The organism is Streptomyces sp. RPA4-2, assembly GCF_012273515.2.
In the GTDB taxonomy this organism is placed as follows: domain Bacteria; phylum Actinomycetota; class Actinomycetes; order Streptomycetales; family Streptomycetaceae; genus Streptomyces; species Streptomyces kaempferi.
Genome location: NZ_CP050975.2, coordinates 1,725,555 through 1,749,665, shown reverse-complemented (window position 1 = coordinate 1,749,665; position 24,111 = coordinate 1,725,555). Strand labels below are relative to the sequence as shown.

Sequence of the window (24,111 nt, the reverse complement as noted above, 5' to 3'; positions counted from 1 at the left end):
ACCCCCGGCCGCGGGTGTGAGCGCCGCGTCGGCCTCGCCGCAGGCGTGGGTGCCGTCCTCAGCCCCGGCTGCGGGCGGCCGCTCGCACGATGGCCCTGAGGATCACCGAGTGGATCTGCGAGGGATCGCTGACCTCCTGGCCGGAGCCGCCGGTCGCCTTGGCGATCTCCTCGACCTCCGCCTTGTCCGCGTCCGGGCCCACCGCGATGGCGATCAGCGGCACCGGGTGCCGCGGGTCGGCGAGCTGCCGCAGCCGGGAGACGAGAGCGGCGCGCGAGATGCTTCCCGGGTCCTCGTTGACACCGTCGGTCAGCAGGACCAGCGCGTTGAACCTGCCCTTCGCGTAGCCGGAGGTGACCGCCTTGTACGCGGCGAGGGTGGTGTCGTACAGGCCCGTCGCCCCGTTCGGCACGGGCTTCAGGGCGTTGAAGGCCCCCGCCAGTCTCGCCCGCTGGGCGTTGCCGCCCTCCCGGTCACCGAGGCGCTGCGTCGGCACGAGCACCCGGTAGTCGCGGTCGCCGTCGAGCCGGGTGGAGAACTTCCACAGCCCGATCTCGTCCTCCGTGGTGAAGGTGGCGAGCGCTTGGAGCAGGGCCGCCTTGGTGACGTCCATACGGGTCCGGCCGGTGCCCGGCACCGGCTGCGACATGGACGCGGAGGCGTCGACGACGGCGGTGATCCGGGCGCTCTGTACCGTGATCGTCCACGTGCCCAGCGCCTCTTCGACCGCCTTCTCCGGGAGGGGTTCGGTCGCGGCGCGGTCGAAGGGCTGCGGGGCACGGCCGCCGGCCTTGGCGACCAGCGCGCCGGACACCTCGTCGTCGTCCGTGCGGAACCCGGACCGCTGAAGGATCCGCCGCCCCTCCGGCTCGCCCGAGAGCGTCATGAAGCGCAGCGCGGCCCGGCTCTCGTCGGTGCTCAGCCGCGGCCGGTCGACGAGGGCGAAGGGGTAGTCGAGCCGCGGTGATCCGTCCTTGGGATAGAACAGGTCGAGCCCGAGCCCGCGGCCGGACGAGGAGTTGTGAACGAACGCCGACTGCTCGGAGAGGAACAGCGCCTGGTTGCGCCTCGGGTCGCTCCGCTCGGCACCGGAGGCGTCGCGGGGGAGGGTGTCGAGGACCTGGCGGTCGCTGTCGGACGTGCGCGGCGAGAGCGTCTTGGCCAGCGCCGCGGCCCGGATGCCGCCGCCCTCGGTCCCGTCCGCCGTTCCGCTGAGCCGGGTCAGCGCGAGCAGGCCGGTCGCGCTGCGCGCCGGGTCGGCCGCGCCCAGCCTGAACCGGTCGTCCCGCATCGAGGCGTCGGCCAGTTCGGCCCAGGTGTACGTCTTGGCGGGCCACCCGAGCGACGTGGCGGCGGACGGGACCATCGCGACACCGACCGGTGAGGACGCGACGTTGCCCGCCTTGGTGACCTGGAGCGCCCCGCTGCGTGTGGTGACCCCGTCCACCCACACGTCGGAGTCCGGCACCCACGCCTGGAAGCCGGCCCTCTTGCCCGACCCCAGCGACTGGGCGACCTGGTACGACTCGCGGGCGGTCACGGTGACGTCGATGCAGCGCCCGTCGGACGTGATGTCGCGCTCTCGGGCATGGTCGGCGAGCGCCTTCAGAGCGGGCGCCACGTCGGGTGACGCGGCGACCGTGATGTGCACGGCGCTGTCCCGGCAGGACGAACCGATGGCGAACAGGCCGCCGTTGACCGCGGCCGCCGCGCCCGCGGCGACCGTCACCACCAGTGCCGTCGCGAGGGCCACCGTGCGGCGGCGCGGGCGCGGACGGGGGTCGGCCGTGCCCGCCCCGGACTGGTGGGGCAAGCTGTGACGTCCCATGACGGTGGTGCCCTCCGTGGGTGAGCCGGTGCCGCGAGGCAGACGTATGAAAGCCGGGAGAGGGCGAAAAGGGGAGGCACGCCCGTACGGCGTCCGTCCCCCAACGGCCTGTCGCGCACGATCTTCGCAACTTCTTTCGAGACCCTAGCGGGGCGAAGATGGGGATGAGGCGGGATTACTCAACTGGAGGCGGGAGTGCAGGTGGAGGCGGGGTCACCGGCCGGTTCTTTTCCTGGGGAGCGGCTGACGCGAAGGATTTTCCGGGACGAGACACTGCTCGTCCTGGGGCTCTCGCTCGGGGCCAGCGGGGTGTCCGCGCTGATCAGCTTTGTCGGATCGGTCACCAAACCGGGTGGTCTCAAGGACCAGGCCGCCACGCTGAACGCCTCGGCCGCGCCGGGCCGGCCCTGGCTGGATCTGGCGTGGCAGCTGTTCGGCATCGCGTCGGCCCTGGTGCCGGTCGCGCTGGTCGCGCACCTGCTGCTGCGGGAGGGTCAGGGGCTGCGCGTGATCGGGTTCGACCGCACGCGGCCCTGGCCCGACCTCGGACGCGGGGCCGCCGTCGCGGCGGTGATCGGCAGCACGGGCATCGCCTTCTATCTGCTGGCGCGCGGGTTCGGCGCCAACCTCACGGTCGTGCCGGAGGCGCTGCCCGACGTGTGGTGGAAGTACCCGGTGCTGATCCTGTCAGCCGTGCAGAACGCCGTGCTGGAAGAGGTCATCGTCGTCGGCTATCTGCTGCGCCGGCTGGGCCAGTTGGGCTGGACTCCGGGCACCGCCCTGGTCGCGAGCGCGGTGCTGCGCGGCTCGTACCACCTCTACCAGGGCATCGGCGGCTTCGTCGGCAACATGGTGATGGGCGTCGTCTTCGTCTACCTGTACCGGCGGTGGGGCCGGGTCGGGCCCCTCGTGGTCGCGCACTCGCTGCTCGACATCGGGGCGTTCGTCGGGTACGCGGTGTTGGCGGGGAAGGTGGGGTGGCTGCCCACGGCGTGATCGCCCCGCCGCCGGGCGCCTCGCCGCCGAGCGCGCCGGCGTGCCGCGACGGCTCAGTCCGTACGTTCGTACGCCGCCGTCCGTCCGCCGTCACACGAGCAGCTCGCCCTCGATGACCGTGACCGCGCTGCCGGTCAGGAGGGTACGGTCCCCGCGCAGCCCGGTGCGGACGAGACCGGAGCGCGCGGAGGCCTGCAGACCGGTCAGGTCGGGGCGGCCGAGACGCTCGGACCAGTAGGGCGCGAGGGCCGTGTGGGCGCTGCCGGTGACCGGGTCCTCGTCGATGCCGATGTTCGGGAAGAAACACCGCGAGACGAAGTCGTAGCCCCGGGCGGGGTCCGTCGAGCGGGCCGTCGCGATGATGCCGCGCTCGGAGTACCGGGCCAGGGCCCCGAGGTCGGGAGCCAGCCCGCGCACCGTCTTCTCGTCGGCGACCTCGATCAGCAGGTCTCCGGTGTTCGGGCCCGTGTCGAAGGCCGTGAGCGGCTCGGCGCCGAGCGCCTCCGCGACGCCGTCGGGTACGCCGACGGGGGTCAGCGGCGCGGTCGGGAAGTCCAGTGTGAGGGTGCCGTCCTCCTGGGGCGTGGCGTGGAGTACGCCGCTGTGGGTGGCGAACCGCACCGGTCCCGTGTGGGTGCCCGTCGTGCGCAGGACGTGTGCGGTGGCCAGGGTCGCGTGCCCGCACATCGCGACCTCGCTCGCGGGAGTGAACCAGCGCAGCGCCCAGTCGGCGTCACCGCCCTCGGGCAAGGGGTGCGCGAACGCCGTCTCCGCGTGGTTGACCTCCAGAGCCACGTTCCGCAGCCAGTCGTCCTCGGGGAAGCCGTCGGGGCCGAGGAGGAGGACCCCGGCCGGGTTGCCTGAGAAGGGGCGATCGGTGAAGGCGTCGACGATTCGAATCCGCATGTCCCGACGCTAGCGGCCCCAGGGAGCCGGGGGACAAGGCCAATTCCGGGGTTCTGGCCCGCTTTCGGGCCGCCCCTCGCGGGTTCCCAGCCGTCTCGCCCTGATACCGGCGCGCCTCGCCCGGGTTCCGGCCCCCGCGTGCGGGTTCCAGCCCGTCTCGCCCGGGTTCCGGCGCTCTGGCCCCGCCGGCCGTCGCTCCCGCGTCGTGACCCCGGCCCCCTTCGACCCGGCTGTACGCGGCAGGCGGCTTCCTTCCACCGAGTCTTCGGCAGGCCCGGCATCCGAGAGCCGCCCGGCATCCGGCATCCGAGGGTTGCCCGGCATCCGGCATCCGAGGGTTGCCCGGCCTCCGAGGGTTGCTCAGCGAGCTGTTCCGATATATCGTTGACGCATCGCGACCGATCAACGAAAGATGGGTCGATCAACGGAAAGACGGATGGAGTGATGGCGATGCGTTCCGAAGGACAGGAATTCGGATTCGAACGTGGACACGGCCGGCACGGCGGACCCGGCCCGCGGGGCAGGGGCCGCTTCGAGGGGCGGCGCGGGGCTTTCGGGCCCTTCGGCCCCGGTGGTCCCGGCGGCTTCGGCGGACCGGGCTTCGGCCCGGGCCCCTGGGGTGGCGGGCGCGGAGGCCGGGGCGGCCCCCGGGGCAGGGCGCGGCGCGGTGACGTACGCGCGTCGATCCTGGCGCTGCTCAAGGACCGGCCCATGCACGGCTACGAGATGATCCAGGAGATCGCCGAGCGCAGTGGCGGGGCGTGGAAGCCCAGCCCTGGTTCGGTCTACCCGACCCTCCAGTTGCTGGAGGACGAAGGTCTCATCACGAACACGGCCGAGGGCGGCAAGAAGCTGTTCTCGCTCACCGAGGAAGGCCGCGGCGCGGCCGAGGAGGGGCCCGACGCTCCCTGGGAAGAGGCCGGGCGCGGAGTCGACTGGGAGACGCTGCACGAGATCCGGCAGGCCGGCTTCGGCCTCATGGAGGCCTTCGGTCAGGTCTGGAAGACCGGCAGCAAGGACCAGCGCGACAAGGCCCTGGCGGTCATCAACGAAGCCCGTAAGAAGCTGTACCTGATCCTCGCCGACGAGGACTGACGGGCATGCTGTGGTACCTGACGGCGCCCCGTGGAAGTGTCTTCGCGGGGCGCCTTTCCGCCTACGGCGGCTGGGTGCGGGCCTCGGCGCAGGTGCGGGACTCAGGTCACCAGTCCGCCCAGCTTGCGCAACGACTCGTTGAGGGCGGCCGTCGCCGAGTCCTTGAGCTTGCCGGCCATCAGCGAGACGGCGGCGCCGATGAACTCCCCGTCGATGCGCACCGAGGTGGCGTCGCCGTCGGGGGTCAGCGTGTAGCGGGTGGCGACGGTGACGGCCATCGGTCCCTTTCCGCGGATGGCCAGGACGCGGGCGGGCTCCAGTTCCTCGATGGTCCAGCCGACCTCGGCCGGGAACCCCATGAGCTTCATGTTCTCCTCGAACGTCCCGCCCACCTCGAGTGAGGCGGGGCCGCCCTTGGGGAAGCTGGTGTGGGTCGAGTTCCACTCGCCGTACGAGGAGAAGTCCGTGAGCTGCGCCCACACCTTCTCGGCCGGTGCCTCGATGCGTGCTTCCGCGCTGACTTCGGCCATGCGGCCACCCCTTCGTGTCGGGCGCTGCGCTCGGCGCAGCTACGGTGTCGCGGAAGGTAGCCGCAGGCCCTGGAAGATTCAAGACTGATGAACCGTCAGGAATTGCGGTGTCGGGAAGGCCCGGCGGCCGGGGGAGCGGCGGTGGACCGGGGCCGGTCACTCGTCCGTGGCGCGGTCGCGTGCGGGGCGCGACGCAAGGCGGCGCGCGCCCGGGGGAGAAATCCGTGCGAAGTCATCCCTGAGGAGGAGAACTCGCTCGCGCCTGCCCACCCTGTGTGGGACGTGGAAATGCTGCCCTCCGGGGATGACCCGGATCCCGGGGGCTGATGGGGTGGGAGATGTGCCACCCCGTATCCCCTCGCAGTCGGCCGCCGAGAGCGGTCCCCACCGTACGGAACTCGAGGCCGGGCTCAGTGACGAGCTCGCCTCGGTGGTCTCCGCCGCGCGCAGACGGGCGCTGCGGGACGGGGACCGGCAGATCGACACGGCCCACCTGCTGCACTCGCTGTTGGAGTCCGACCAGGGGGTGCGCGCCGTCTTCGACGGTGCCCCACAGGTCGCCCGGCTGCTCGGCTATCTCGTCCAGCGCAGCATCGGCTACGGGCTGCGCTGGCAGAGCGCCGTGGAGGACTCGGGTGCCGTGCCGGTGGTGGTCGAGGCGGGCTGGTCCCCGGTGGCGGCGGGTGCCATGGAGGGCGCGTGCGCACGCGCCGGACTGCGCGGTGAGGCGCGGGCCCGCTGTCTCGACCTGCTCGCCGCGATCGTCGCCGATCCGCAGGCGCGGGCCGTCGAGGTACTCCGGCGCGCGGGCGCGGACGCCAGAGTGCTGCTCCCGCGGATCGAGAGCGCGCTGCGCAATGAATGCGCGGACGAATGTGCGGACGAATGCGCGGGCGAACAGGCAGACGGGTCCGCAGGCAGGTCCGCAGGCGGGTACCGGACGGTCCCGGGCGCGGAGTCCAGCCGATGAGACAGGAGTCATCGGGGGTGACGCTCATGTCGTCGCCTGTCATCATGTGCCGGTGCATACGTCTCAGGGCAGTCAGGGCAATCGTGGAAAGGGCGTCGGCCTGGGCCTCGCCCTCGTGTCGGCGGTCGCCTTCGGCGGATCGGGTGTCGCGGCGAAACCGCTGATCGAGGCAGGTCTGGACCCGCTCCACGTGGTGTGGCTGAGGGTCACGGGCGCCGCTTTGGTGATGCTGCCGCTGGCCGTACGCCATCGCGCGCTGCTTCGGCGGCGTCCCGCGCTGCTGGCCGGGTTCGGTCTGCTCGCCGTGGCCGGTGTCCAGGCCTGCTACTTCGCGGCGATCTCCCGCATACCCGTCGGCGTCGCCCTGCTCGTCGAGTACCTCGCGCCGGCGCTCGTGCTCGGCTGGGTGCGGTTCGTGCAGCGCAGGCCCGTGACGCGTGCCGCGGCACTCGGTGTCGTCCTCGCGGCGGGCGGACTCGCCTGTGTCGTCGAGGTGTGGTCCGGGCTCGGCTTCGACGCCCTCGGGCTGCTGCTCGCGCTGGGCGCCGCCTGCTGCCAGGTCGGCTACTTCGTACTGTCCGACCAGGGCAGCGACGCGGGGGACGAGGCACCGGACCCGCTCGGCGTCATCGCGTACGGACTGCTCGTCGGCTCGCTCCTGCTGACGCTCGTCGCACGGCCCTGGACGATGGACTGGTCGGTCCTCGGCGGCGGCGCGGACATGAACGGGACGTCCGTTCCGGCCGCCCTGCTCCTGGGCTGGATCGTGCTGATCGCGACCGTCGTCGCGTACGTCACCGGCGTGCTCTCCGTGCGCAGGCTCTCCCCGCAGGTCGCGGGCGTCGTGGCCTGTCTGGAGGCGGTCATCGCCACCGTGCTCGCCTGGGTCCTGCTCGGTGAGCACCTGTCCGCTCCGCAGATCGTCGGCGGTGCCGTCGTGCTGGCCGGCGCCTTCATCGCGCAGTCGTCGGCGCCGGTGAAACCTTCGGAGGGGCCGTTCCTGGGCGGTGCGGCCGGTGTCGAAGCGGGCGATCCCGCAAGGGAGTTGTCCGCCCGGGGCGGCACGGCCCAGGTCCGGAGCTGACGGACGTCACGGACGGGTCGGACGGGTCGGATTCCCGGCCTCGTCCCTCGCTGTTCCTCGCTACCGGGCCGTCAGGTAGTCGGGGACGTCGATGCCGGGGGCGAGGTCGGCGGCGGGGATCGGGGTGCCGTGTCCCTTGGTGACGGGAACGACGCCGGTCCAGTGGGGGAGGGCCAGGTCCTCGGGGTCGTCGTTCGGGCCGCCGGTGCGCAGCTTGGCGGAGACCTCGCGCAGGTCGAGGCCGATCACCGCGGTGGCGGCCAGTTCCTTGGCGTTGGCCGCGCGGGAGTCGCAGGAGCGGCCGGGGACGACCTGGTCGACCAGTGCGTCCAGGGCCTCCCGCTTCTCGTCCGGATCCGTCACCTGGTGGGCGATGCCGTGCACCACCACGGAGCGGTAGTTGATCGAGTGGTGGAAGGCGGACCGGGCCAGGACCAGTCCGTCGACATGGGTGACGGTCACACAGACCGGCAGACCGGGGTCGGTCCCGCCGGCCATCCGCAGGGGCCGCGAGCCCGTCGACCCGTGCAGGTAGAGGCGTCGGCCGACCCGCGCGTAGAGGGTGGGCAGCACCACCGGCGCGCCGTCCCGGACGAAGCCGAGGTGGCAGACGTAGCCCTCGTCGAGTATCGCGTGGACCAGTTCGTGGTCGTACGCGGCGCGCTCCTTGGAACGCGTGGGGACGGTGCGGCCGGTCGGGGTGTAGGCGGCGGCCCGCGCCGTCTCTGGCTGTGTGCTCGTCTCCGACATTGCGCTCCCCATTGCACTAGTGCATAATCTTCTTTGTGCTAGGAGAGTATCCGATCGAAGGGCGCCGCGCAGCCGACATCGCGTCGAGCGTCGAGCGTGCGGTGGGCGCCGGAGCGCTCGAACCGGGACAGCCACTGCCCCCGATGCGGGAGTTGGCCGCGCGGCTGGGGGTGAATCCCAATACCGTGGCCGCCGCGTACCGCGTGCTGCGGGAACGCGGGGTGATCGAGACGGATGGCCGCCGAGGCAGCCGTGTCCGCTCCAAGCCCGTCACCACGGGGCGCGAGTACATCCGGGTCGAGGTGCCGGACGGTGTACGGAACCTGGTGGACGGCAACCCGGACCGCGCTCTGCTGCCCGGCCTCGCGGAGGCGTTCGCCGCGGCGGCGGGACAGTCGGACCGGGACCCCGTGCTGTACGGGGACGCCGCCGTGGAACCGGAACTGTGGCGGCTCGCACGCGCCGATCTCGACGCGGACGGGGTGCCGGAGGGTCCCGTCGTCGTCACGTCCGGGTCCCTCGACGGCATCGAGCGCGTCCTGGCGGCCCATCTCAAGCCGGGTGACGCCGTCGCCGTGGAGGACCCGGGGTGGGGCAGCGTGTTCGATCTCGCGCCGGCGCTGGGACTGCGCACGGTCCCGGTGCGCGTCGACGACGAGGGCCCGCTGCCCGACGACGTACGACGTGCGCTGGAGGGGGGCGCCCGCGCGCTGATCGTCACGGACCGGGCGCAGAACCCGACCGGCGCCGCCGTGACCGCCACACGCGCGCGTGCCCTGCGTTCCGTGCTGGCGCGGTACCCGCGCACCCTGCTCGTCGAGGACGACCACGGACACCGGATCGTCGATCTGCCCCTGCATCCGCTGGCCGGAGTGACCGACCACTGGGCCCTGGTGCGCTCCGTCGCCAAGGCGTACGGCCCCGACCTGCGGCTCGCCGTGCTCACGGGGGACGCCGTCACCATGGACCGTGTGCACGGGCGGCAGCGGCTCGGCCCCGGCTGGGTGAGCCGGCTGCTGCAGCGGGCGGTCGCACATCTGTGGGCGAGCGGTGCGGTGGAAGTGCCGGCGGTGGCGGCCGCGTACGGGCGGCGCCGGGACGCACTGATCACCGCGCTCGCGGAGCGTGGCATCGAGGCCCACGGGCGCAGCGGGATGAACGTCTGGATTCCCGTCCCGGACGAGACCGGAGCGGTCGCGCGGCTGCTGCACGCGGGCTGGGCGGTCGCGCCGGGGGCACGCTTCCGGATGAGCGCGCCGCCCGGCATCCGGATCACCGTCTCGACGCTCACGCCGGACGACATCGGACCGTTGGCGGACGCCGTCGCCTCCGCCGCGGGTCCCGCGCCCGCCCGCCGTTACGTGTGAGTCATCGACGGCTCCTGGTCCGGGTGAGCGCCGCGCCGGCCAGGACGATCACCGCGCCGACCGGTGTCGACCAGGTCAGCGACTCGCCGAGGACGGCGACCCCCGCCGCGGTGGCGATGACCGGGATGAAGTACGTGACCATCTGCGCGGTGGTCGGGCCCACCTCGGCGACCAGGCCGTACTGGACGAGGACGGCCAAGCCCGTGCCGAGGGCGCCCAGGGCGGCCGTGGCCAGCAGCGGGACGAGCGGGAAGTGGCTCGGCACGGTGGTGAACAGCGGGGTGACCAGGGCCAGTTGGGCGGTGGCCAGGAGCAGCTGGGCGCCGGTCATGGACAGGTGCGAGTGGTCGGAGCCGGCCAGGGTGCGACGGACGTATATCCAGCCGACCGGGTAGCTCAGCGAGGCCAGCAGGGCCATCGCCGTACCCGTGGCGTCCAGGCCGTGGAAACCCTGCCAGGCGCCCAGGACCGTCAGGACGCCGAGGAAGCCGAGGCCCAGACCCGCGACTCTGCGCCGGGTCGGCCGGTCCTCGGACAGGGCGACCATGGACAGGCCCATGCCCCACAGGGGCGAGGTCGCGTTGCAGATACCCGCGAGCGTGGAGGGGATCGTCAGCTCCGCGTAGGCGAAGAGCGAGAACGGCAGCGCGTTCAACAGGAGGGCCGCGACCGCGAGATGTCCCCAGGTGCGGGCTCCGCGCGGCAGCCGCTCCCGCTTCACCGCCATCGCGGCCGCGAGCACCGCGGTTCCGAACACCAGCCGCCCGAGGGTGACCTGGAACGGCGCGTAGCTCTCCGTGCCGACCTTGATGAGCAGGAAGCTGAACCCCCAGATGAGCGAGAGCGCGCCGAAGCGGATCCGCCAGTCGAGCGCGGCGCGGCGGCTCGGCCCGTGGTCGGTGGACGCACGGGCGGCGGAGGCCTGGGAGGCGGAGGCTTAAGCTCCGTGGGGATCGGCTCGGCGGGGACCGGCTCGGGGGAAGTCGATTCAGGGGCGGTCGATTCTGGGGCGGTCGGTTCGGGGGAGGGGGTGCCCGGTGCGGCGACGGTGGTCATGGTCGTAACGATGAAGCAGAACGATCTCGTAGCACAAGCGAGATTTCTCGACCGGTATCTCGTAGCATTGCTTACATGTTGAATCTGGAGCGCCTGCGCACCCTCGACGCCCTGGCCCGGCACGGCTCGGTGAGCGGCGCGGCTGACGGGCTGCACGTGACGACCTCGGCCGTCTCCCAGCAGATGTCCAAGCTGGAGCGCGAGGTGGGGCAGCAGCTGCTCGCCAAGAACGGGCGAGGCGTGAGGCTCACGGACGCGGGCCGGCTCCTCGCCGACCACGCGGCGCGCATCCTCTCGCAGGTCGAACTCGCCCAGTCCGACCTGGAGGCACAGCGCGGCCAGGTCGTCGGCGAGCTGCGGCTCTCGGCGTTCCCGACCGCCGCCCGCGGGCTGTTCCCCACCGCGCTCGCCGCACTGCGCGCCGACCACCCCGGGCTGCGGGTGCGCTCGTGCGAGCTGGAGCCGGAGGCCGGGGTCGCGGGAGTGGTGCGCGGCGACCTCGACCTGGCGGTGGTGCTCGACTGGTACAACAAGCCGATGCCGCTGCCCGACGGCCTGGTGAAGGCGTCGATCCTCGACGACCCGGCCGAGGTGGCGATGCCGGTCGGCCACCGGCTCGCTGACCGCGCGGAGGTCGACCTGGCCGAGTTCGCCGAGGACGAGTGGATCACCTGGGGCGAGGGCGAGTTCTGCCACGAGTGGCTGATGTTCACGCTGCGCTCCAAGGGCGTCGAGCCACACGTCGGCCATCGCGCCGCCGAGACGCACACCCAGCTCAGCATGGTCGCCGCGGGGCTCGGCGTCTGCATCGCGCCGGTGCTCGGGCGTCGTCCGATGGCGGAGGGGGTCGTCACGGTGCCGCTGCGCCAGCGTGTACGGCGCCATGTGTACGTCGTCTGGCGGGCGGACGCCGACCGCCGCCCGTCGATCAGGGCGGCGGTGGAGGCACTGCGGGCGGCCGGGGAAGGGGTCCACTGACCCGACCCTCCTGTCCTTGGCGCCGCGCCCGGCCGACCTGAGCGACTTGGCCGACCGGTGTGACGCCTGGTTCACCTGACCGACTTGGCCAACCGGTGTGACGCCTGGTCGACCTGACCGACCGGTGGCGCACCGGCCTGCGTGCCGCCGCCCCGCGTTTCTACAGCGGCGGCAGCTTCCGGAAGTCCCAGGAGGCGATCGCCGTCGGAGTCAGCCGCGCCCACGCGTGGCGGCCGTCGTGCGGCATCTCCTCCAGACCGAAGTTCTTGCGGGCGAACAGGGTCTCCGGGACGTCGAGTTCGGCGCGGAGCTCCCCGGTGCGCGGGACCTCGCCCACGAACTCCACCGTCCCGGACAGCTCGACGCCCCGCAACTGGTCGTACTCCTCCCCGGAGTCGACCACCACCGCGACCCGCGGGTCACGCCGCAACTGGGCCCACCGCTTGCTGCGGACCACGGAGTAGAGCCACAACGAGGTGCCGTCCCAGGCGAACCAGAGGGCGCTCACATGCGGGACGCCGTCCTGCGACACCGTCGCGACGCGGCACGTGCGCTGGGTGGTGAGGAACTCGTCCAGTTCGCCGGGAGTCATCATGATCTTCCGACCCCTGCGCTGAGTGACGGTCATACGGTCACCTCTTCTTCCACGTCGGCCTGGTACGTCGACAGAGATCCTCTGACGTTGCGTCAGAAAAAGCATGAGGCGTCTTCCGTCCCCACGCAATGGTCGTTACGCTCCCCCGCCCCGACCCTCGACGACAAGGGGGAACCGTGCCGTCGTACGAACAGCTCCGTGAACTCCTCGATCCCGCCACCACCGTGCTGCTCACCGTCGAGTGCCAGCAGGGCGTGGTGGGTCCTGGCAGCGCACTGCCCGAACTCGCCGACGAGGCCCGCTCCTCCGGGGCGTTGGCGCAGGTGGCCCGGCTGGTGTCCGCGGCCCATGAGGGCGGGGTGCAGGTGATCCACGCGGTCGCGGAGCGGCGCGCCGACGGGCGCGGCGCCAACCGCAACGCCCGGCTCTTCCGCGCCGCCGAACGGCTTCCCGTGCGCCAGCTGCCGGGGACGGCGGCGGTCCGGGTCGCCGCCCCGATCGAGGTCGCCGAGGAGGACCTCGTCGTACGCCGTCTGCACGGGCTGTCGCCGATCGCGGGGACGGATGTCGACGCGCTGCTGCGCAACCTGGGCTGCCGCACCCTCGTGGTGACCGGTGTCTCCGCCAACGTCGCCGTCCCGAATGCCGTGTTCGATGCCGTGAACCGCGGCTACACCGTCGTGGTGCCCGCGGACGCCATCGCGGGAGTGCCCTCCGACTACACCCCCGCGATGATCCGCAACACGCTCGCCCTCGTCGCCACCGTCACCACCACCGAAGACGTGCTGGCCTGTTTCGCGCGACCGCGCCGCTGACGCCCGCCGGGGTCACGCGAGCTTGATCGAGTCCCCGTCCACGCTGATGTCGGCGGCCGCCAGGGCCTGCGTCGCGGGCCCCTTCTTCACGCTGCCGTCCGTGGCGGAGAACTGGCTGTTGTGGCAGGGGCAGGTGATCACGCCGTTCGAGATGTCCTTCACGGCGCAGCCCTGGTGGGTGCACTTGGACGAGAAGGCCTTGAAGGTGCCCGCCGTCGGCTGCGTGACCACCACGCCCTGGTCGGCGAAGACCTTGCCGCCGCCCTCCGGGATGTCGGCGGTCTTGGCGAGGACCGTGCCGCCCGCGTTCCTGGCCGCGCCGTTGTCGCCGCCGCCCGAACTGCCGCTGCTCGCGCTGGAGGAGGAGACGGAGGACTTGTCCTCCGACCCGCACGCGGTCAGCGCGACGGCGAGTCCCGCCGCGCCGACCGCCGCCACGACGGTGCGGCGTGCCGGGGCCGGGGCGGGGTGAAGCGATTCGCTGGTCATGCTGACTTTCCCTCCGATGGATGTGATGGGTTGATCCGTACAGAAGTACGCTCCACCGCCGTGACCTGTTCAGGGGGTGGCGACTTCTTGACCTGATCGACAGCGGGCCGACAGCTTGTCCGCCCGCTGTCGACAGCCTGCCCCACCGCTGAGATCCTGCGGCACGGCACGCCGACAGGGCCGCGTGACGAGCCCCTGGTGCGTGCTCCCTGGTGCGTGCTGGAATTCGCGTTCGAGCTTCGTGAAACTTCCGTGCCCGTTGCCCGCGCCGGTGTGCGGGCCGATCAAAAGGGTCCCATTCCGTTCCGGGTGATGAAGTGGAATTCGGATAGTGGAATTCTGATATTCGAGTCCTCATCATTCGGGGGGCGGCGTGAAATCCCTTCGGCGCTGCTGTCGGCCCGGCAGGGTCGGGCGGTGACTGCGGTTGCCCCGGATCTCGGTGAGCGGTATTTTTGCATGAGAATGTTTAAACCCTCTCGCGATCAGGCGCGACTTGGCTCGCCGAACCTGTTTGTCGGCTCGTGCGCAAGCCCCTTCGATATTCGAATCCTGAAGGAACGGCAAGCATATGAAAGCCCGTCACTTCATGATGTCCGGCAGGAAAACAGGGGTGGCCGCCGTCGCCGTCCTCGCCGGGCTGGCCGTGGTTCCGGCCCATGCGCCCCATGGCCCCGTCGGTACCATCCCCGGCAGTAAGCCGACCGTGGTGCTCGTGCACGGGGCCTTCGCCGACGGCAGCAGCTGGAACGGGGTGGTGGAGCGTCTCCAGCGCGACGGCTACCAGGTCATCGCTCCGGCCAATCCGTTGCGCGGCATGCCCCAGGACTCGACGTACCTGAACAGCCTCCTGAAGTCCGTCAAGGGCCCGATCGTCCTCGTGGGCCACTCCTACGGCGGCGAAGCGATATCACAGGCCGCGGAGGGCGTGGACCAGGTCAAGGCGCTCGTCTACGTCGATGCGATCATGCCCGACAAAGGTGAGTCCTTTTCCAGCCTGTCCGCCAAATTCCCGCCGACCAAGATCACGGGTTCGTTCCGACAGGTTCCGTTCCGCAATGGCGACGGCAGTACCGGTACGGACGTGTACATTCGAGCCGACAAGATCCGGTCCGTTTTCGCTCAGGACCTCCCCGAGAGGCAGACCAGGATCATGGCGGCCACGCAACGCCCCCTCGCACTGTCGGCGTTCACGGACAAAGTCGGCGCTGTGGCGTGGCGGGAAAAGCCTGTCTATGTACTCGTCGGAAAGCAGGACCGGGCCATCGATCCCCGTCTCGAACGCTTTGAGGCGAAGCGTTCCCACGCGCGCAGGACATGGGAGATCGATTCCTCCCACGTCTCCCTCGTCTCTCACCCGCAGGCCGTCGCGGGCCTGATCGTCGCCGCCGCCGACGACTACCTCCGCCAACAGGCGAACCGGAGTTCGACAGAGCCGAAGATCCCGTGACTCCTTCGACAGTGACGGACTGAATTCGATCAGTGGCGTACTCGCCGCGGACGACGGACCCGGCCGTGCCGACGTGGCCGCCACCTACCGCACGTCCCGCCGAACCCCCATGTGACCACTTCTGCCCGACGCCCGTCCGGCCCGGTTCCCGGTCCTCGGGGCGGGTCCTCGGGCCGGTCCTGGAGGGAGGAACCGATGACCGGTGCCGGACTGTCCTCCGCGCGCCTGAGCAGCGAGCACCTGGCGGACGTCGTGTCCCTGGTGGACGACGAGCAGTGGGAACTGCCGTCCGCCTGTGCGGGCTGGCGCGTCATCGACGTGATCGCCCACCTGGGGGCCCTCGCCCACGAAGCGGTCGAACCCCCGCCCCGGACCCCACCCTGCCCAAGAACCGCGAGCGCTACCACGACCTGCGGGTCGACGAGCGCCGCGGCTGGAGCCACGCCGAAGTCGTGGACGAGTGGCGCGACTTCACCCCCAGGCAGCTGGAGATCCTGGAGTCGGCCCAGGAGCCCGCGCGAGCCGGGCAGCCGGTCGAGGTGCCGGGCCTGGGGACCTACCCGCGACATCTCCTGGCGAACACCGTGGCGTTCAACGTCCTGTGCCACCTGCGCCACGACATGCTCGCCCCGGACGGTCCGCTCCCGTTCGCCGTGCCCGAGGAGACCGACGGCCTGGTCGCACCCGCCGTCGCGTTCATGCTCGCCGGCCTGCCCCAGATGCAGGGGCCCGAACTCGCCGCCACCGTGGCCGAACCCCTCGTCCTCGACCTGACGGGACCGGGCGCCACCACCGTCACCGTCCTCCCCGCCGCCCGGCAGGACGGACCCCTGACCGTGCGACCGGGGGCCCTTGGCGCCACCAGGATCAGCAGCACGGCATCCGACTTCATCGCATGGGGCACCACCCGCACACCCTGGCGCGACCATTGCCGCATCACCGGAGACACGTTCGCCGCGACGCCGTTCCTCGACTGCCTCGACATCATCTGAGCGCGTACACCCGGGCGCCCCGCCGGAGATCAGCGCGCACACCCGGACGGCCCGCTGGAGATCAGCGGGCGTCCGCGGTGCCCACTCAGTCGAAGACGACGACCTGCCGCCCGACGATCTCGCCGCGCCCCAGGGCCTCCAGGTTCTCGTTGACGTCCTCGAGCGCGACCTTGGTGACGTTGTGCTTGACCAGGCCCGCTTCGGAGAGGGAGAGCACCTCGACGAGGTCTGTGGTTGCCCCAGAAGGAACCGAGATAGGACAGCTCCGTCCCCACGAAGGGGAACTGGTTGTGCTCCACACGGTGGCTCATGAGGCCGACGGCCGCCAGCGCGCCCTCGGGGCCCAGCAGGTCGAACCCCATCGAGATGGACGCCTCGCCGCCGACGCAGTCCAGGATGGCGTCGATCGTCCTGCGGCCCGTGAGCCCCTCCAGTTCGTCCTGGACGGCCTCGGTGGACTTGTCCCTGACGTTGACCCCGTGGTCCGCGCCGTTCTCCTTCGCCACGTCCAGCTTGCTGTCCGTGCGCGCGAGGGCCACCACGGTCGCTCCGCTTCCGAGCAGCTTCGCGTACTGGACCGCGTAGCTGCCCAGACCGCCGATGCCCGTGACGGCGACGGTGCGGGCGGGTCCGAGCTTGCCCGCGTCCCGCAGCTTCCTCATTCCCCGGTACGGGGTCATGCCCGCGTCGGTCATGGGAGCGAGGAGTTCGGGCGTCCTCGCGGCCTCCTCCGAGACCGGAACGGCGTGCCGGTACTGCACGGTCATGTACTCGGCGAAGCCTCCCGGAGGGCCGAAGCCCACCCACCTGCCGTTGCCGCTGCACAGCTGTTCGTTGCCCTCGCGGCACTGACGGCATGTGCCGTCACCCCAGCTGGGGTTGACCACGACCATGTCCCCCTCCGAGTAGCCGACCGATTCCGGTACGCCGCTGCCCAGTCCCGCCACCCGGCCTGTGACCTCGTGGCCCGGGATGTAGGGAAAATCCACGGGGAACGGGCCCTTGAAGTAGCCGTCGACGAGCTGGTAGTCGCTTCGGCACATGCCGGTCGCGGCGACCTTCAGCAGAATCTCGTCCGGCGCGGGTTCGGGTACGGGAACCTCTTCGATCCGGAGGGGCTCGTTGTACCCGTGCATCCGGGCTGCTCGCATCCGCATGGGTGGCCTCGCTTCCGCCGGCGGACAAGGGGGCGGGTGCGCGTGACGGGACCCGGATTCCGTCGCCGGTCATCGCGGCCGCCGCTTCCGGCATCACCAGGTTCCTGCGCCTGTCCCGCCCGCGCATCCGGAACCCACCGCGCGGACGCCCGCGCGGTGGTCCGGCCACCGGTGGGAGCCTACGGTTGATCGGTGGGAGTGCTGCGCTGGACGGAGTGGCCGCGGACCCGGGACGCGGGTCTCGCCGCGGCGCGGCGTTCGGCGCGGGTCACCGTGGTGGCGTGCGCCGGGTTCTACGCCGCGCGGTACGGGCTGGGAGACCGGACCGTCGCGATCTACGCCCTGTTCGGTGCTGTCGCGGCGGGCGGGCTGTCGTCGGTGCCGGGGACGCCGCGTCAGCGGGCGCGGACGCTGCTCGTGGTGCTGCCGCTCGCGATGGCGTTGGTGACGCTCGGTACGTGGCTGGCGGTGTACGGGTGGGCGGCGGCCCTGGGGATGCTCGTCGTGGGGTTCCTGGTGACGTACAGCGGGGTCGGCGGCCCGAAAATGGTCGGGCTGGCCAACGGGCTGCAGCTGTTCTACATCCTTCCGTGTTTCCCGCCCTACGCCCCGTCGACGCTCGGGTTGCGGCTCGCGGGCCTGGCGGCCGGAGTGCTGCTCATGGCCGCGGCGGAGGTGTGGCTCTGGCCGGCGCCGTGCCCGGGCCGGTACGAGGACCGGCTCGCACGGGCGGGACGGGTGGCGGCCGACGCGCTGCACGGGCTGGCGGCGGATCCACCCCGGCGCTCCGATCCGGCGTCGTTGCTGGAGGCGTCGCAGGCGCTGCGCATGAGCCAGGTGCCGCCTGACGAACGTCCCGTGTCGGCGTCGGCGCGGGACCGGGCGCTGTCCGAGGGCGCCGGGCACATGCGGCATCTCCTGGCGCAGACGCGGCAGTTGGCCGAGTCGTTGGAGAGGGGGGCGGCCCCGCCCGGACCGGCCGCGCAGGGGTTGCTGATGGCCTCGGCCGCAGCCTGCGAAGACGCCGCACGGGCTCTGAGCGGGAAGGCGCCGCCGCCGACGCGGTCGTGGTGCCGGGCGGCGGTCCGTGCGTTCGAGTCGTATCGTGTGCGGCCGCGCGAGGCGGGCACGTACTCCGCCACGACGGTGCGTGACGGTGCGATCGCCCTGGACATCACGCACACGGCGGATCTGGTGGTGACAGCGGCCCGGATCGCGCTGGGCGCCCCCGTGCCGGCCGGGACGGCGTCGCCGGAGGTGCACGGCGCGTTCTGGTACGCGGGCAGGTCGACCGCGGAGCTGTACTACTGGCGGGTGCGCGCGCATCTGACTCCGCGGTCGGTGTGCTTCCAGAACGCGGTGCGCACCGCGGTGGCGCTGTCGGCGGTGCGGCTGGTGGTGGGCGAGCTGAGCCTGGCACACGGATTCTGGGCGCTGCTCACGACGTTGACCGTGATGCGTACGAGCGCCGCCGACACCCGCACCGCTCTGCGGCCCGCGTTGCGCGGGACGCTCGCGGGGGCGGTCGTGGCCGCGCTGATCCTGCACTTCGCCGTGGACGCGCCGGTGGTGTACGCGGTGATGCTTCCGCCCTGCATGTTCCTGGCGTTCGCATCGGGCTCCGTGCTGGGGCCGGGCTGGGGGCAGGCGTTCTTCACCCTGACCGTGGCGGCCGCCTTTTCGCAGGTGGCCCGCAGCGGGCCCGAGTTGGCGGCCGCGCGGGTGCTGGACGTGCTGGCCGGTGCGTTCATCGGGGCCTTCGTCGGGCTGCTCGCGTGGCCGCACGGCGGCACGGGCGAGTTGCGGCGGGCCTGCGCGGGCGTGCTCGACCAGGGCACCCGCGCGGTCACCGATGTCACCGACACCATCACCGAGGGTGCGCGGGTGACCGACGCCCTGCCCGGGGCGAGGCTCGCCCAGCGGATCGCGGAGGCGAGTTACGCGGAGTTCGCCATCGAGCGGCACGTACGGCGGCCGGAAGGGGTGGCCTCGGACACCGACTTCCAGGTGATCATGCTGGTGGGCAACCGGGTCATCACGATGGGCCAGATCCTGCTGGACAACTGCCCGCCGGGCGCGCTGGCCGCGTGGCCGCTGAGCGCCGCGCACCTGCGCGACGCCGCTCACCGACTACGGCTCAGTACGCTGGAGTTCAGCCACGACCTGCGCTCGGGACAGGGCCGGCCCGCTCCCGTGGACGGCGCCACCGACGACGCGCCGGCCGACAGCACGGTGATCCGCGACGTCTGTGCCGCCTCCGCGGGCCGGGACCCCGACCCCCTGCTGTACTACGCGGTGGACGCGGCCATCTGGCTCGCGAGTCTGCAGCGGGCGATCGGCGCGGCTCGCACGCCACGAGCGGCGACGGGAACGACGACGTCGCCCTGGAGTGAGGGATTGTCATGATCAAACCCTTTGGTCCGTACGACTTCATGCCGCCGATCAGGACCTTCACGTTGACCTCGGAGTCCGTCGCCGACGGCGAGCCACTGGCCCGTGCGCAGGTGAGCGGCATCCTGGGAGCGGGCGGATCGGCATCTCGCCGCAGCTGAGCTGGTCCGGCTTTCCCGAGGAGACACGAAGTTTCACGGTCGCGATGTTCGACCCCGACGTGCCCACCGCCTCGGGCTTCTGGCACTGGGCCGTCGCCAACCTTCCCGCCTCCGTGACCGGCCTTCCGGCCGGGGCGGGAGACGGTGGCGATCTGCCCGGCGGCGCGGTGACCCTGACCAACGACGCCGGCCACAGGAGGTACCTCGGGCCGGCGACACCGCCGGGCAACGGCCCGGACCGCTACTTCCTCGTGGTCCATGCCGTCGACGTGGAAGAACTGGAGGTGTCGGAGGCGACGGCCCCCGCCCTCATGGACTTCCTCCTGTTCACCCACGCGATCGCGCGGGCAACCATGCGCGGCACCTACGAGCGGTGACCGGACGGGGCACTCCGCTTCCCGGAGGACGCGGGCCTGACCGTAGATTGGTACGGCCAGAGAACGAGGGAGCCGGGAACATTGCTCAAAGAAGTCGCCGCCACCCGCTACATCACCCCGCTGCGTGAGGGCGGTTCGCTGCCGGGGCTCGTCGAGGCCGACGATCTCGGGACGTATGTCATGAAGTTCACCGGCGCGGGGCAGGGGCGCAAGACGCTCGTCGCGGAGGTCGTCTGCGGTGAACTCGCCCGTCGGCTGGGCCTGCGCGTCCCCGGACTGGTGACGATCGGCCTCGACCCGGTCCTGGGGCTCGGCGAACCCGACCAGGAGGTCCAGGAACTGCTCAAGTCGAGCGGTGGGCTGAACCTCGGCATGGACTTCCTCTCGCGCGCCGTCGGCTTCGACTCCCTCGCCTTCGAGGTGAGTGCGCGGGAGGCCGGGCGCGTCGTCTGGTTCGACGCGCTGGTCAACAACGTCGACCGCTCCTGGCGCAACCCCAACCTGCTGATGTGGCACGGCGAGCTGTGGCTCATCGACCACGGCGCCACCATGATCTGGCACCACCACTGGCCCGGTGCCCGAGCCTCCGCCGCCAAGCCGTACGACGCCTCCGACCACGCGCTCGCGCCCTTCGGCCCGGACATCGCCTCGGCCGCGGCCGAGCTGGCGCCGCTGGTGACCGCGGAACTGCTCGCCGAGGTGACCGCCGCGATCCCGGAGGAGTGGCTGGCGAACGAGCCGGGCTTCGAGTCCACCGAGGCGCTGCGGCGCGCCTACGCGGAGCCGCTCCTCGCCCGCGCCGCCGTCATCCACGAGCGGGTCAGGGGCATCGAGGGCCCCGAAGCCGGGGCGGCCCGCACGAGCGGCGAGGGTCCCGGTGGCGGCGAAGGAGTCAAGGGCACCAGGGTCACCGAGGGGGACGCGTGAGCGAGCGGGACGTCTTCGAGTACGCGCTGCTGCGGGTGGTGCCGCGCGTCGAACGCGGTGAGTGCTTCAACGCGGGCGTACTGGTGTACTGCCGCGCCAAGTCCTTCGTGGCGGCGCGCACCCATCTGGATGAGACGAAACTGCGGGTACTGGACCCGGAGGCCGACGTGGCGGGCGTACGGGCCGCGCTGCGCGCCGTGGAAGGAGTCTGCGCGGGTGGGAAAGCGGCAGGTCAGGCCGCGGGGGACGATGCGGGCCGGCGTTTTCGCTGGCTGATCGCGCCGCGCTCGACGGTGCTGCAGCCAGGGCCCGTGCACACGGGGCTCACCGCCGATCCGGAGGCGGAGACGGAGCGGTTGCTCGCGCTGCTGGTCAGGTAATGGATCACACCCGCGCCGTGTGCCGTTGACACCGGGTGCCAGGGCTTCTAGCGTCACGTCTGCTGAAGGTACTAAGCGGTCGCTCACCGGACGGGCGTACCGTGTGAGCCGCAGGACATGTCAGGCCGCAGGGCTTTTCAAGGGCGAGGAGAACCAGCAATGTCCACCACTGAGCAGCGCGTCGCCGTAGTCACCGGTGCCGCGCGCGGCATCGGCGCCGCGACCGCCGTACGACTGGCCGCCGAGGGCCGCGCCGTCGCGGTGATCGACCTCGACGAGGCCGCGTGCAAGGACACCGTGGAGAAGATCACCTCCGCCGGCGGCAAGGCCATCGCGGTCGGCTGCGACGTCTCCGACGAGGCCCAGGTCGAGTCCGCGATCGCGCGGATCGCCGAGGAGCTCGGCGCGCCGACGATCCTGGTGAACAACGCGGGCGTGCTCCGCGACAACCTGCTGTTCAAGATGGCCGCGTCCGACTGGGACACCGTCATGAACGTGCACCTGCGCGGTGCCTTCCTGATGGCCAAGGCCTGTCAGAAGTACATGGTGGAAGCGAAGTTCGGCCGGATCGTCAACCTGTCGTCCTCCTCCGCTCTCGGCAATCGCGGCCAGGCCAACTACTCCGCCGCCAAGGCCGGTCTCCAGGGCCTGACCAAGACGCTCGCCATCGAACTCGGCAAGTTCGGCGTCACCGCGAACGCCGTCGCCCCCGGCTTCATCGCCACCGACATGACCGCCGCCACGGCCGCCCGCGTCGGCATGGGCTTCGAGGACTTCCAGGCCGCCGCCGCCACCCAGATCCCCGTGCAGCGCGTCGGCAACCCCGACGACATCGCCAACGCCATCGCCTTCTTCACCGGCGAGGCCGCCGGATTCGTCTCCGGCCAGGTGCTGTACGTGGCCGGCGGACCGCTCAACTAAGGCCGGGGACACAGACATGACCGCACTTCCCGAACTCTCCGGCAAGGTCGCCCTCGTCACCGGCGCGAGCCGTGGCATCGGCTACGGCGTCGCGGAGGCCCTCATCGCCCGCGGTGACCGCGTGTGCATCACCGGCCGCAACGAGGACGCTCTCAAGGAGGCCGTCGAGACACTCGGTGCCGACCGCGTCATCGGTGTCGCGGGCAAGGCGCACGACGAGGCCCACCAGGCCGTCGCCGTCGAGCGCACCATGGAGGCCTTCGGCCGCGTCGACTACCTGGTCAACAACGCGGGCACGAACCCGGTGTTCGGCCCCATGGCCGACCTGGACCTCAATGTGGCGCGCAAGGTCTTCGAGACCAACGTCGTCTCGGCGCTCGGCTTCGCCCAGCTGACCTGGAAGGCCTGGCAGAGCGAGAACGGCGGCGCGATCGTCAACATCGCGTCCGTCGCCGGCATCTCTCCCTCGCCGTTCATCGGCGCGTACGGCATGAGCAAGGCCGCCATGATCAACCTGACCGTGCAGCTGGCGCACGAGTTCGCGCCCAAGGTGCGGGTCAACGCGATCGCGCCCGCCGTCGTCAAGACCAAGTTCGCGCAGGCTCTGTACGAGGGCCGTGAGGCGGAGGCGGCCGCGTCCTACCCGCTCGGCCGGCTCGGCGTGCCCTCCGACATCGGAGGCGCCGCCGCGTTCCTCACCTCGGCACAGTCGGACTGGATCACCGGGCAGACGCTCGTGGTCGACGGCGGCATCTTCCTGAACGCCGGCGTGGGCTGACGGACGCCTCGTCGCTGCCGCGGACGGACCCGCGCGGCGCCCGCGTCCAGGTGCCACGGACGCCCGCCGTCGTGCCCGCGCGGTCACCGACGCGTTGATCAAGTGCCCCGCCGGGACCATGGGTTCCCGGCGGGGCATCGCCGTACGATCCGCCGGCCCTCGGTGAGGGCGGGGCGAGGCCCGGGGAACGGACTGGGGTCAGCGGCCTTCCCAGTGGGGTGAGCGCTTTTCGGCGAAGGCGTGGGCGCCTTCCTGCGCGTCGTGGGACGCGAGGACCGGTGCGACGAGCCGGTCCTGCTGGCGGAACGCCTCCTGGTCGCCGTACGCGGTCCGCTCGTTGACCGCGCGTTTGACGGCAGCGATGGACAGCGGCGCGTTGCGCGCGATGCGGCGAGCCACCTCCACGGCCTTGGCGAGCGCGTGGCCGGAGGGGGTGAGGTGGTTGACGAGGCCGAGTTGATGAGCCCGTTCGGCGGGCAGGGGATCGCCGGTGAGTAGGACCTCGACGGCGATGTTGCGGGGGATGCGTTCGGGCAGGCGCACGATGCCCCCTTCAGGGGGGACCAGGCCGACCGTCACCTCGGTGAGACCGAAGGTGGCGTCCTGGGCCGCGACGATCATGTCGCAGGCGAGGGCCATCTCGGTGCCGCCGCCCAGCGCCCAGCCCTCGACGGCGGCGATGAGGGGGGTGTGGAGTCGGGTCCGGGTGAGTCCCGCGAAGCCCCGCCCGGGGATGATCGGGGTGTCTCCGGCCGCGTACGCCTTGAGGTCCATGCCCGCGCTGAAGGTGCCGCCGGCCCCGGTGAGCACACCGACCAGCAGGTCGTCGCGGGCGTCGAGCCGGTCGAAGGCATCGGCCAGGGCCCGCGCGGTGGCGCCGTCGACAGCGTTGCGTACCCTCGGCCGGTCCATCGTGATCACGAGGACCGCGTCGAGCTCCTCGGTGTGCACGGTGGGAGTGTCGGCCGGGGTGCCGGTGGTGGGTTCGGTGTTCATGTCGGATGTCCCTTGTCTCACCGCCCGTGCCGGGCGGTCGACCGTTGACGGCCCGGGGCGCTCGTGGCGAACCTCCCGGGACCGCGATGGCGGCGCCGGCCGTCCACAGCCGGGCGCAACAC

The 24,111-nt window shown here is 71.8% G+C and carries 22 protein-coding genes and 3 pseudogenes; 16 read left to right on the top strand and 9 right to left on the bottom strand.

Annotated elements, in window-relative coordinates; genetic code table 11:
• Window positions 1-58 precede the first annotated feature (58 nt).
• Window positions 59-1,828: a substrate-binding and VWA domain-containing protein gene (locus HEP85_RS07335; RefSeq protein ID WP_168527079.1), complete on the bottom strand. Its 1,770-nt coding sequence runs from the start codon at window positions 1,826-1,828 to the stop codon at window positions 59-61.
• Window positions 1,829-2,023: 195 nt separating this feature from the next.
• On the opposite strand from HEP85_RS07335, the gene HEP85_RS07330 reads away from it, so the two are divergent.
• Window positions 2,024-2,824 (top strand): CPBP family intramembrane glutamic endopeptidase, encoded by an 801-nt coding sequence (locus HEP85_RS07330; RefSeq protein ID WP_168527078.1) that lies wholly within the window; start codon window positions 2,024-2,026, stop codon window positions 2,822-2,824.
• A 90-nt stretch (window positions 2,825-2,914) separates the two neighbouring features.
• Here HEP85_RS07330 and HEP85_RS07325 read toward each other — a convergent pair whose 3' ends face one another.
• On the bottom strand, window positions 2,915-3,730 hold the full coding sequence (locus tag HEP85_RS07325) for a PhzF family phenazine biosynthesis protein (protein WP_168527077.1): 816 nt from the start codon (window positions 3,728-3,730) through the stop codon (window positions 2,915-2,917).
• Between the two features lie 450 nt (window positions 3,731-4,180).
• Between HEP85_RS07325 and HEP85_RS07320 the strand changes: the two genes are divergently transcribed.
• Window positions 4,181-4,825: a PadR family transcriptional regulator gene (locus HEP85_RS07320; RefSeq protein WP_168527076.1), complete on the top strand. Its 645-nt coding sequence runs from the start codon at window positions 4,181-4,183 to the stop codon at window positions 4,823-4,825.
• Between the two features lie 101 nt (window positions 4,826-4,926).
• On the opposite strand, the gene HEP85_RS07315 is transcribed toward HEP85_RS07320, so the two are convergent.
• Entirely contained in the window at window positions 4,927-5,355 is a 429-nt protein-coding gene (locus HEP85_RS07315; protein ID WP_168527075.1) for an SRPBCC family protein, read from the bottom strand.
• Window positions 5,356-5,659: 304 nt separating this feature from the next.
• Here HEP85_RS07315 and HEP85_RS07310 point away from each other — a divergent pair, with 304 nt between their 5' ends.
• Both HEP85_RS07310 and HEP85_RS07305 read left to right on the top strand, forming a co-directional pair.
• Entirely contained in the window at window positions 5,660-6,325 is a 666-nt protein-coding gene (locus tag HEP85_RS07310; protein WP_168527074.1) for a Clp protease N-terminal domain-containing protein, read from the top strand.
• Window positions 6,326-6,371: 46 nt separating this feature from the next.
• A complete protein-coding gene (locus HEP85_RS07305; RefSeq protein ID WP_168527073.1) occupies window positions 6,372-7,409 on the top strand; it encodes a DMT family transporter in 1,038 nt (345 codons plus the stop codon).
• A 60-nt stretch (window positions 7,410-7,469) separates the two neighbouring features.
• Here HEP85_RS07305 and HEP85_RS07300 read toward each other — a convergent pair whose 3' ends face one another.
• Window positions 7,470-8,159 carry a pyridoxamine 5'-phosphate oxidase family protein gene (locus HEP85_RS07300; RefSeq protein WP_248001864.1) on the bottom strand — a complete coding sequence of 230 codons (690 nt, stop codon included), beginning with the start codon at window positions 8,157-8,159 and terminating at the stop codon, window positions 7,470-7,472.
• 35 nt (window positions 8,160-8,194) lie between these two features.
• Here HEP85_RS07300 and HEP85_RS07295 point away from each other — a divergent pair, with 35 nt between their 5' ends.
• Window positions 8,195-9,526 (top strand): aminotransferase class I/II-fold pyridoxal phosphate-dependent enzyme, encoded by a 1,332-nt coding sequence (locus HEP85_RS07295; RefSeq protein ID WP_369657635.1) that lies wholly within the window; start codon window positions 8,195-8,197, stop codon window positions 9,524-9,526.
• Between the two features lies 1 nt (window position 9,527).
• Here HEP85_RS07295 and HEP85_RS07290 read toward each other — a convergent pair.
• A pseudogene (locus HEP85_RS07290) lies at window positions 9,528-10,409 on the bottom strand (DMT family transporter); the annotation flags it as partial.
• Between the two features lie 248 nt (window positions 10,410-10,657).
• On the opposite strand from HEP85_RS07290, the gene HEP85_RS07285 reads away from it, so the two are divergent.
• Window positions 10,658-11,560 (top strand): LysR family transcriptional regulator, encoded by a 903-nt coding sequence (locus HEP85_RS07285; RefSeq protein ID WP_168527070.1) that lies wholly within the window; start codon window positions 10,658-10,660, stop codon window positions 11,558-11,560.
• Between the two features lie 160 nt (window positions 11,561-11,720).
• On the opposite strand, the gene HEP85_RS07280 is transcribed toward HEP85_RS07285, so the two are convergent.
• Window positions 11,721-12,188 (bottom strand): pyridoxamine 5'-phosphate oxidase family protein, encoded by a 468-nt coding sequence (locus HEP85_RS07280; RefSeq protein ID WP_168527069.1) that lies wholly within the window; start codon window positions 12,186-12,188, stop codon window positions 11,721-11,723.
• 143 nt (window positions 12,189-12,331) lie between these two features.
• Here HEP85_RS07280 and HEP85_RS07275 point away from each other — a divergent pair, with 143 nt between their 5' ends.
• On the top strand, window positions 12,332-12,970 hold the full coding sequence (locus HEP85_RS07275) for a cysteine hydrolase (RefSeq protein WP_168527068.1): 639 nt from the start codon (window positions 12,332-12,334) through the stop codon (window positions 12,968-12,970).
• A 12-nt stretch (window positions 12,971-12,982) separates the two neighbouring features.
• Here the strand turns inward: HEP85_RS07275 and HEP85_RS07270 are convergent, their stop codons facing one another.
• Window positions 12,983-13,459, bottom strand: coding sequence for a Rieske (2Fe-2S) protein (locus tag HEP85_RS07270; RefSeq protein ID WP_168527067.1), 477 nt, complete (start codon window positions 13,457-13,459; stop codon window positions 12,983-12,985).
• 571 nt (window positions 13,460-14,030) lie between these two features.
• Here HEP85_RS07270 and HEP85_RS07265 point away from each other — a divergent pair.
• The 3 genes and pseudogenes from HEP85_RS07265 to HEP85_RS07255 all read left to right on the top strand — a co-directional run bounded on the left by HEP85_RS07265 (window position 14,031) and on the right by HEP85_RS07255 (window position 15,901).
• Window positions 14,031-14,909 carry an alpha/beta fold hydrolase gene (locus HEP85_RS07265; protein WP_168527066.1) on the top strand — a complete coding sequence of 293 codons (879 nt, stop codon included), beginning with the start codon at window positions 14,031-14,033 and terminating at the stop codon, window positions 14,907-14,909.
• 195 nt (window positions 14,910-15,104) lie between these two features.
• Window positions 15,105-15,260, top strand: a pseudogene (locus HEP85_RS07260) (maleylpyruvate isomerase N-terminal domain-containing protein); the annotation flags it as partial.
• Between the two features lie 101 nt (window positions 15,261-15,361).
• Window positions 15,362-15,901 (top strand): hypothetical protein, encoded by a 540-nt coding sequence (locus HEP85_RS07255; RefSeq protein WP_369658168.1) that lies wholly within the window; start codon window positions 15,362-15,364, stop codon window positions 15,899-15,901.
• 29 nt (window positions 15,902-15,930) lie between these two features.
• Here the strand turns inward: HEP85_RS07255 and HEP85_RS07250 are convergent, their stop codons facing one another.
• Window positions 15,931-17,058 carry an alcohol dehydrogenase catalytic domain-containing protein gene (locus tag HEP85_RS07250; protein ID WP_211117863.1) on the bottom strand — a complete coding sequence of 376 codons (1,128 nt, stop codon included), beginning with the start codon at window positions 17,056-17,058 and terminating at the stop codon, window positions 15,931-15,933.
• Window positions 17,059-17,250: 192 nt separating this feature from the next.
• Between HEP85_RS07250 and HEP85_RS07245 the strand changes: the two genes are divergently transcribed.
• The 6 genes and pseudogenes from HEP85_RS07245 to HEP85_RS07220 all read left to right on the top strand — a co-directional run bounded on the left by HEP85_RS07245 (window position 17,251) and on the right by HEP85_RS07220 (window position 22,993).
• Window positions 17,251-19,464, top strand: a complete 2,214-nt coding sequence (locus HEP85_RS07245; protein WP_365225475.1) for an FUSC family protein — start codon at window positions 17,251-17,253, stop codon at window positions 19,462-19,464.
• Window positions 19,461-19,987 (top strand): annotated as a pseudogene (locus HEP85_RS07240) (YbhB/YbcL family Raf kinase inhibitor-like protein). Before HEP85_RS07245 ends, HEP85_RS07240 begins: the two are co-directional and overlap by 4 nt.
• 81 nt (window positions 19,988-20,068) lie before the next feature.
• On the top strand, window positions 20,069-20,914 hold the full coding sequence (locus HEP85_RS07235) for a HipA family kinase (RefSeq protein ID WP_168527062.1): 846 nt from the start codon (window positions 20,069-20,071) through the stop codon (window positions 20,912-20,914).
• On the top strand, window positions 20,911-21,294 hold the full coding sequence (locus HEP85_RS07230) for a DUF3037 domain-containing protein (RefSeq protein ID WP_168527061.1): 384 nt from the start codon (window positions 20,911-20,913) through the stop codon (window positions 21,292-21,294). Before HEP85_RS07235 ends, HEP85_RS07230 begins: the two co-directional genes overlap by 4 nt.
• 159 nt (window positions 21,295-21,453) lie before the next feature.
• Window positions 21,454-22,215: a 3-oxoacyl-ACP reductase FabG gene (gene fabG, locus HEP85_RS07225; protein WP_168527060.1), complete on the top strand. Its 762-nt coding sequence runs from the start codon at window positions 21,454-21,456 to the stop codon at window positions 22,213-22,215.
• 16 nt (window positions 22,216-22,231) lie between these two features.
• On the top strand, window positions 22,232-22,993 hold the full coding sequence (locus HEP85_RS07220) for an SDR family oxidoreductase (RefSeq protein WP_168527059.1): 762 nt from the start codon (window positions 22,232-22,234) through the stop codon (window positions 22,991-22,993).
• 198 nt (window positions 22,994-23,191) lie between these two features.
• Here HEP85_RS07220 and HEP85_RS07215 read toward each other — a convergent pair whose 3' ends face one another.
• Window positions 23,192-23,989, bottom strand: a complete 798-nt coding sequence (locus HEP85_RS07215) for a crotonase/enoyl-CoA hydratase family protein (protein ID WP_168527058.1) — start codon at window positions 23,987-23,989, stop codon at window positions 23,192-23,194.
• Window positions 23,990-24,111: the final 122 nt, after the last annotated feature.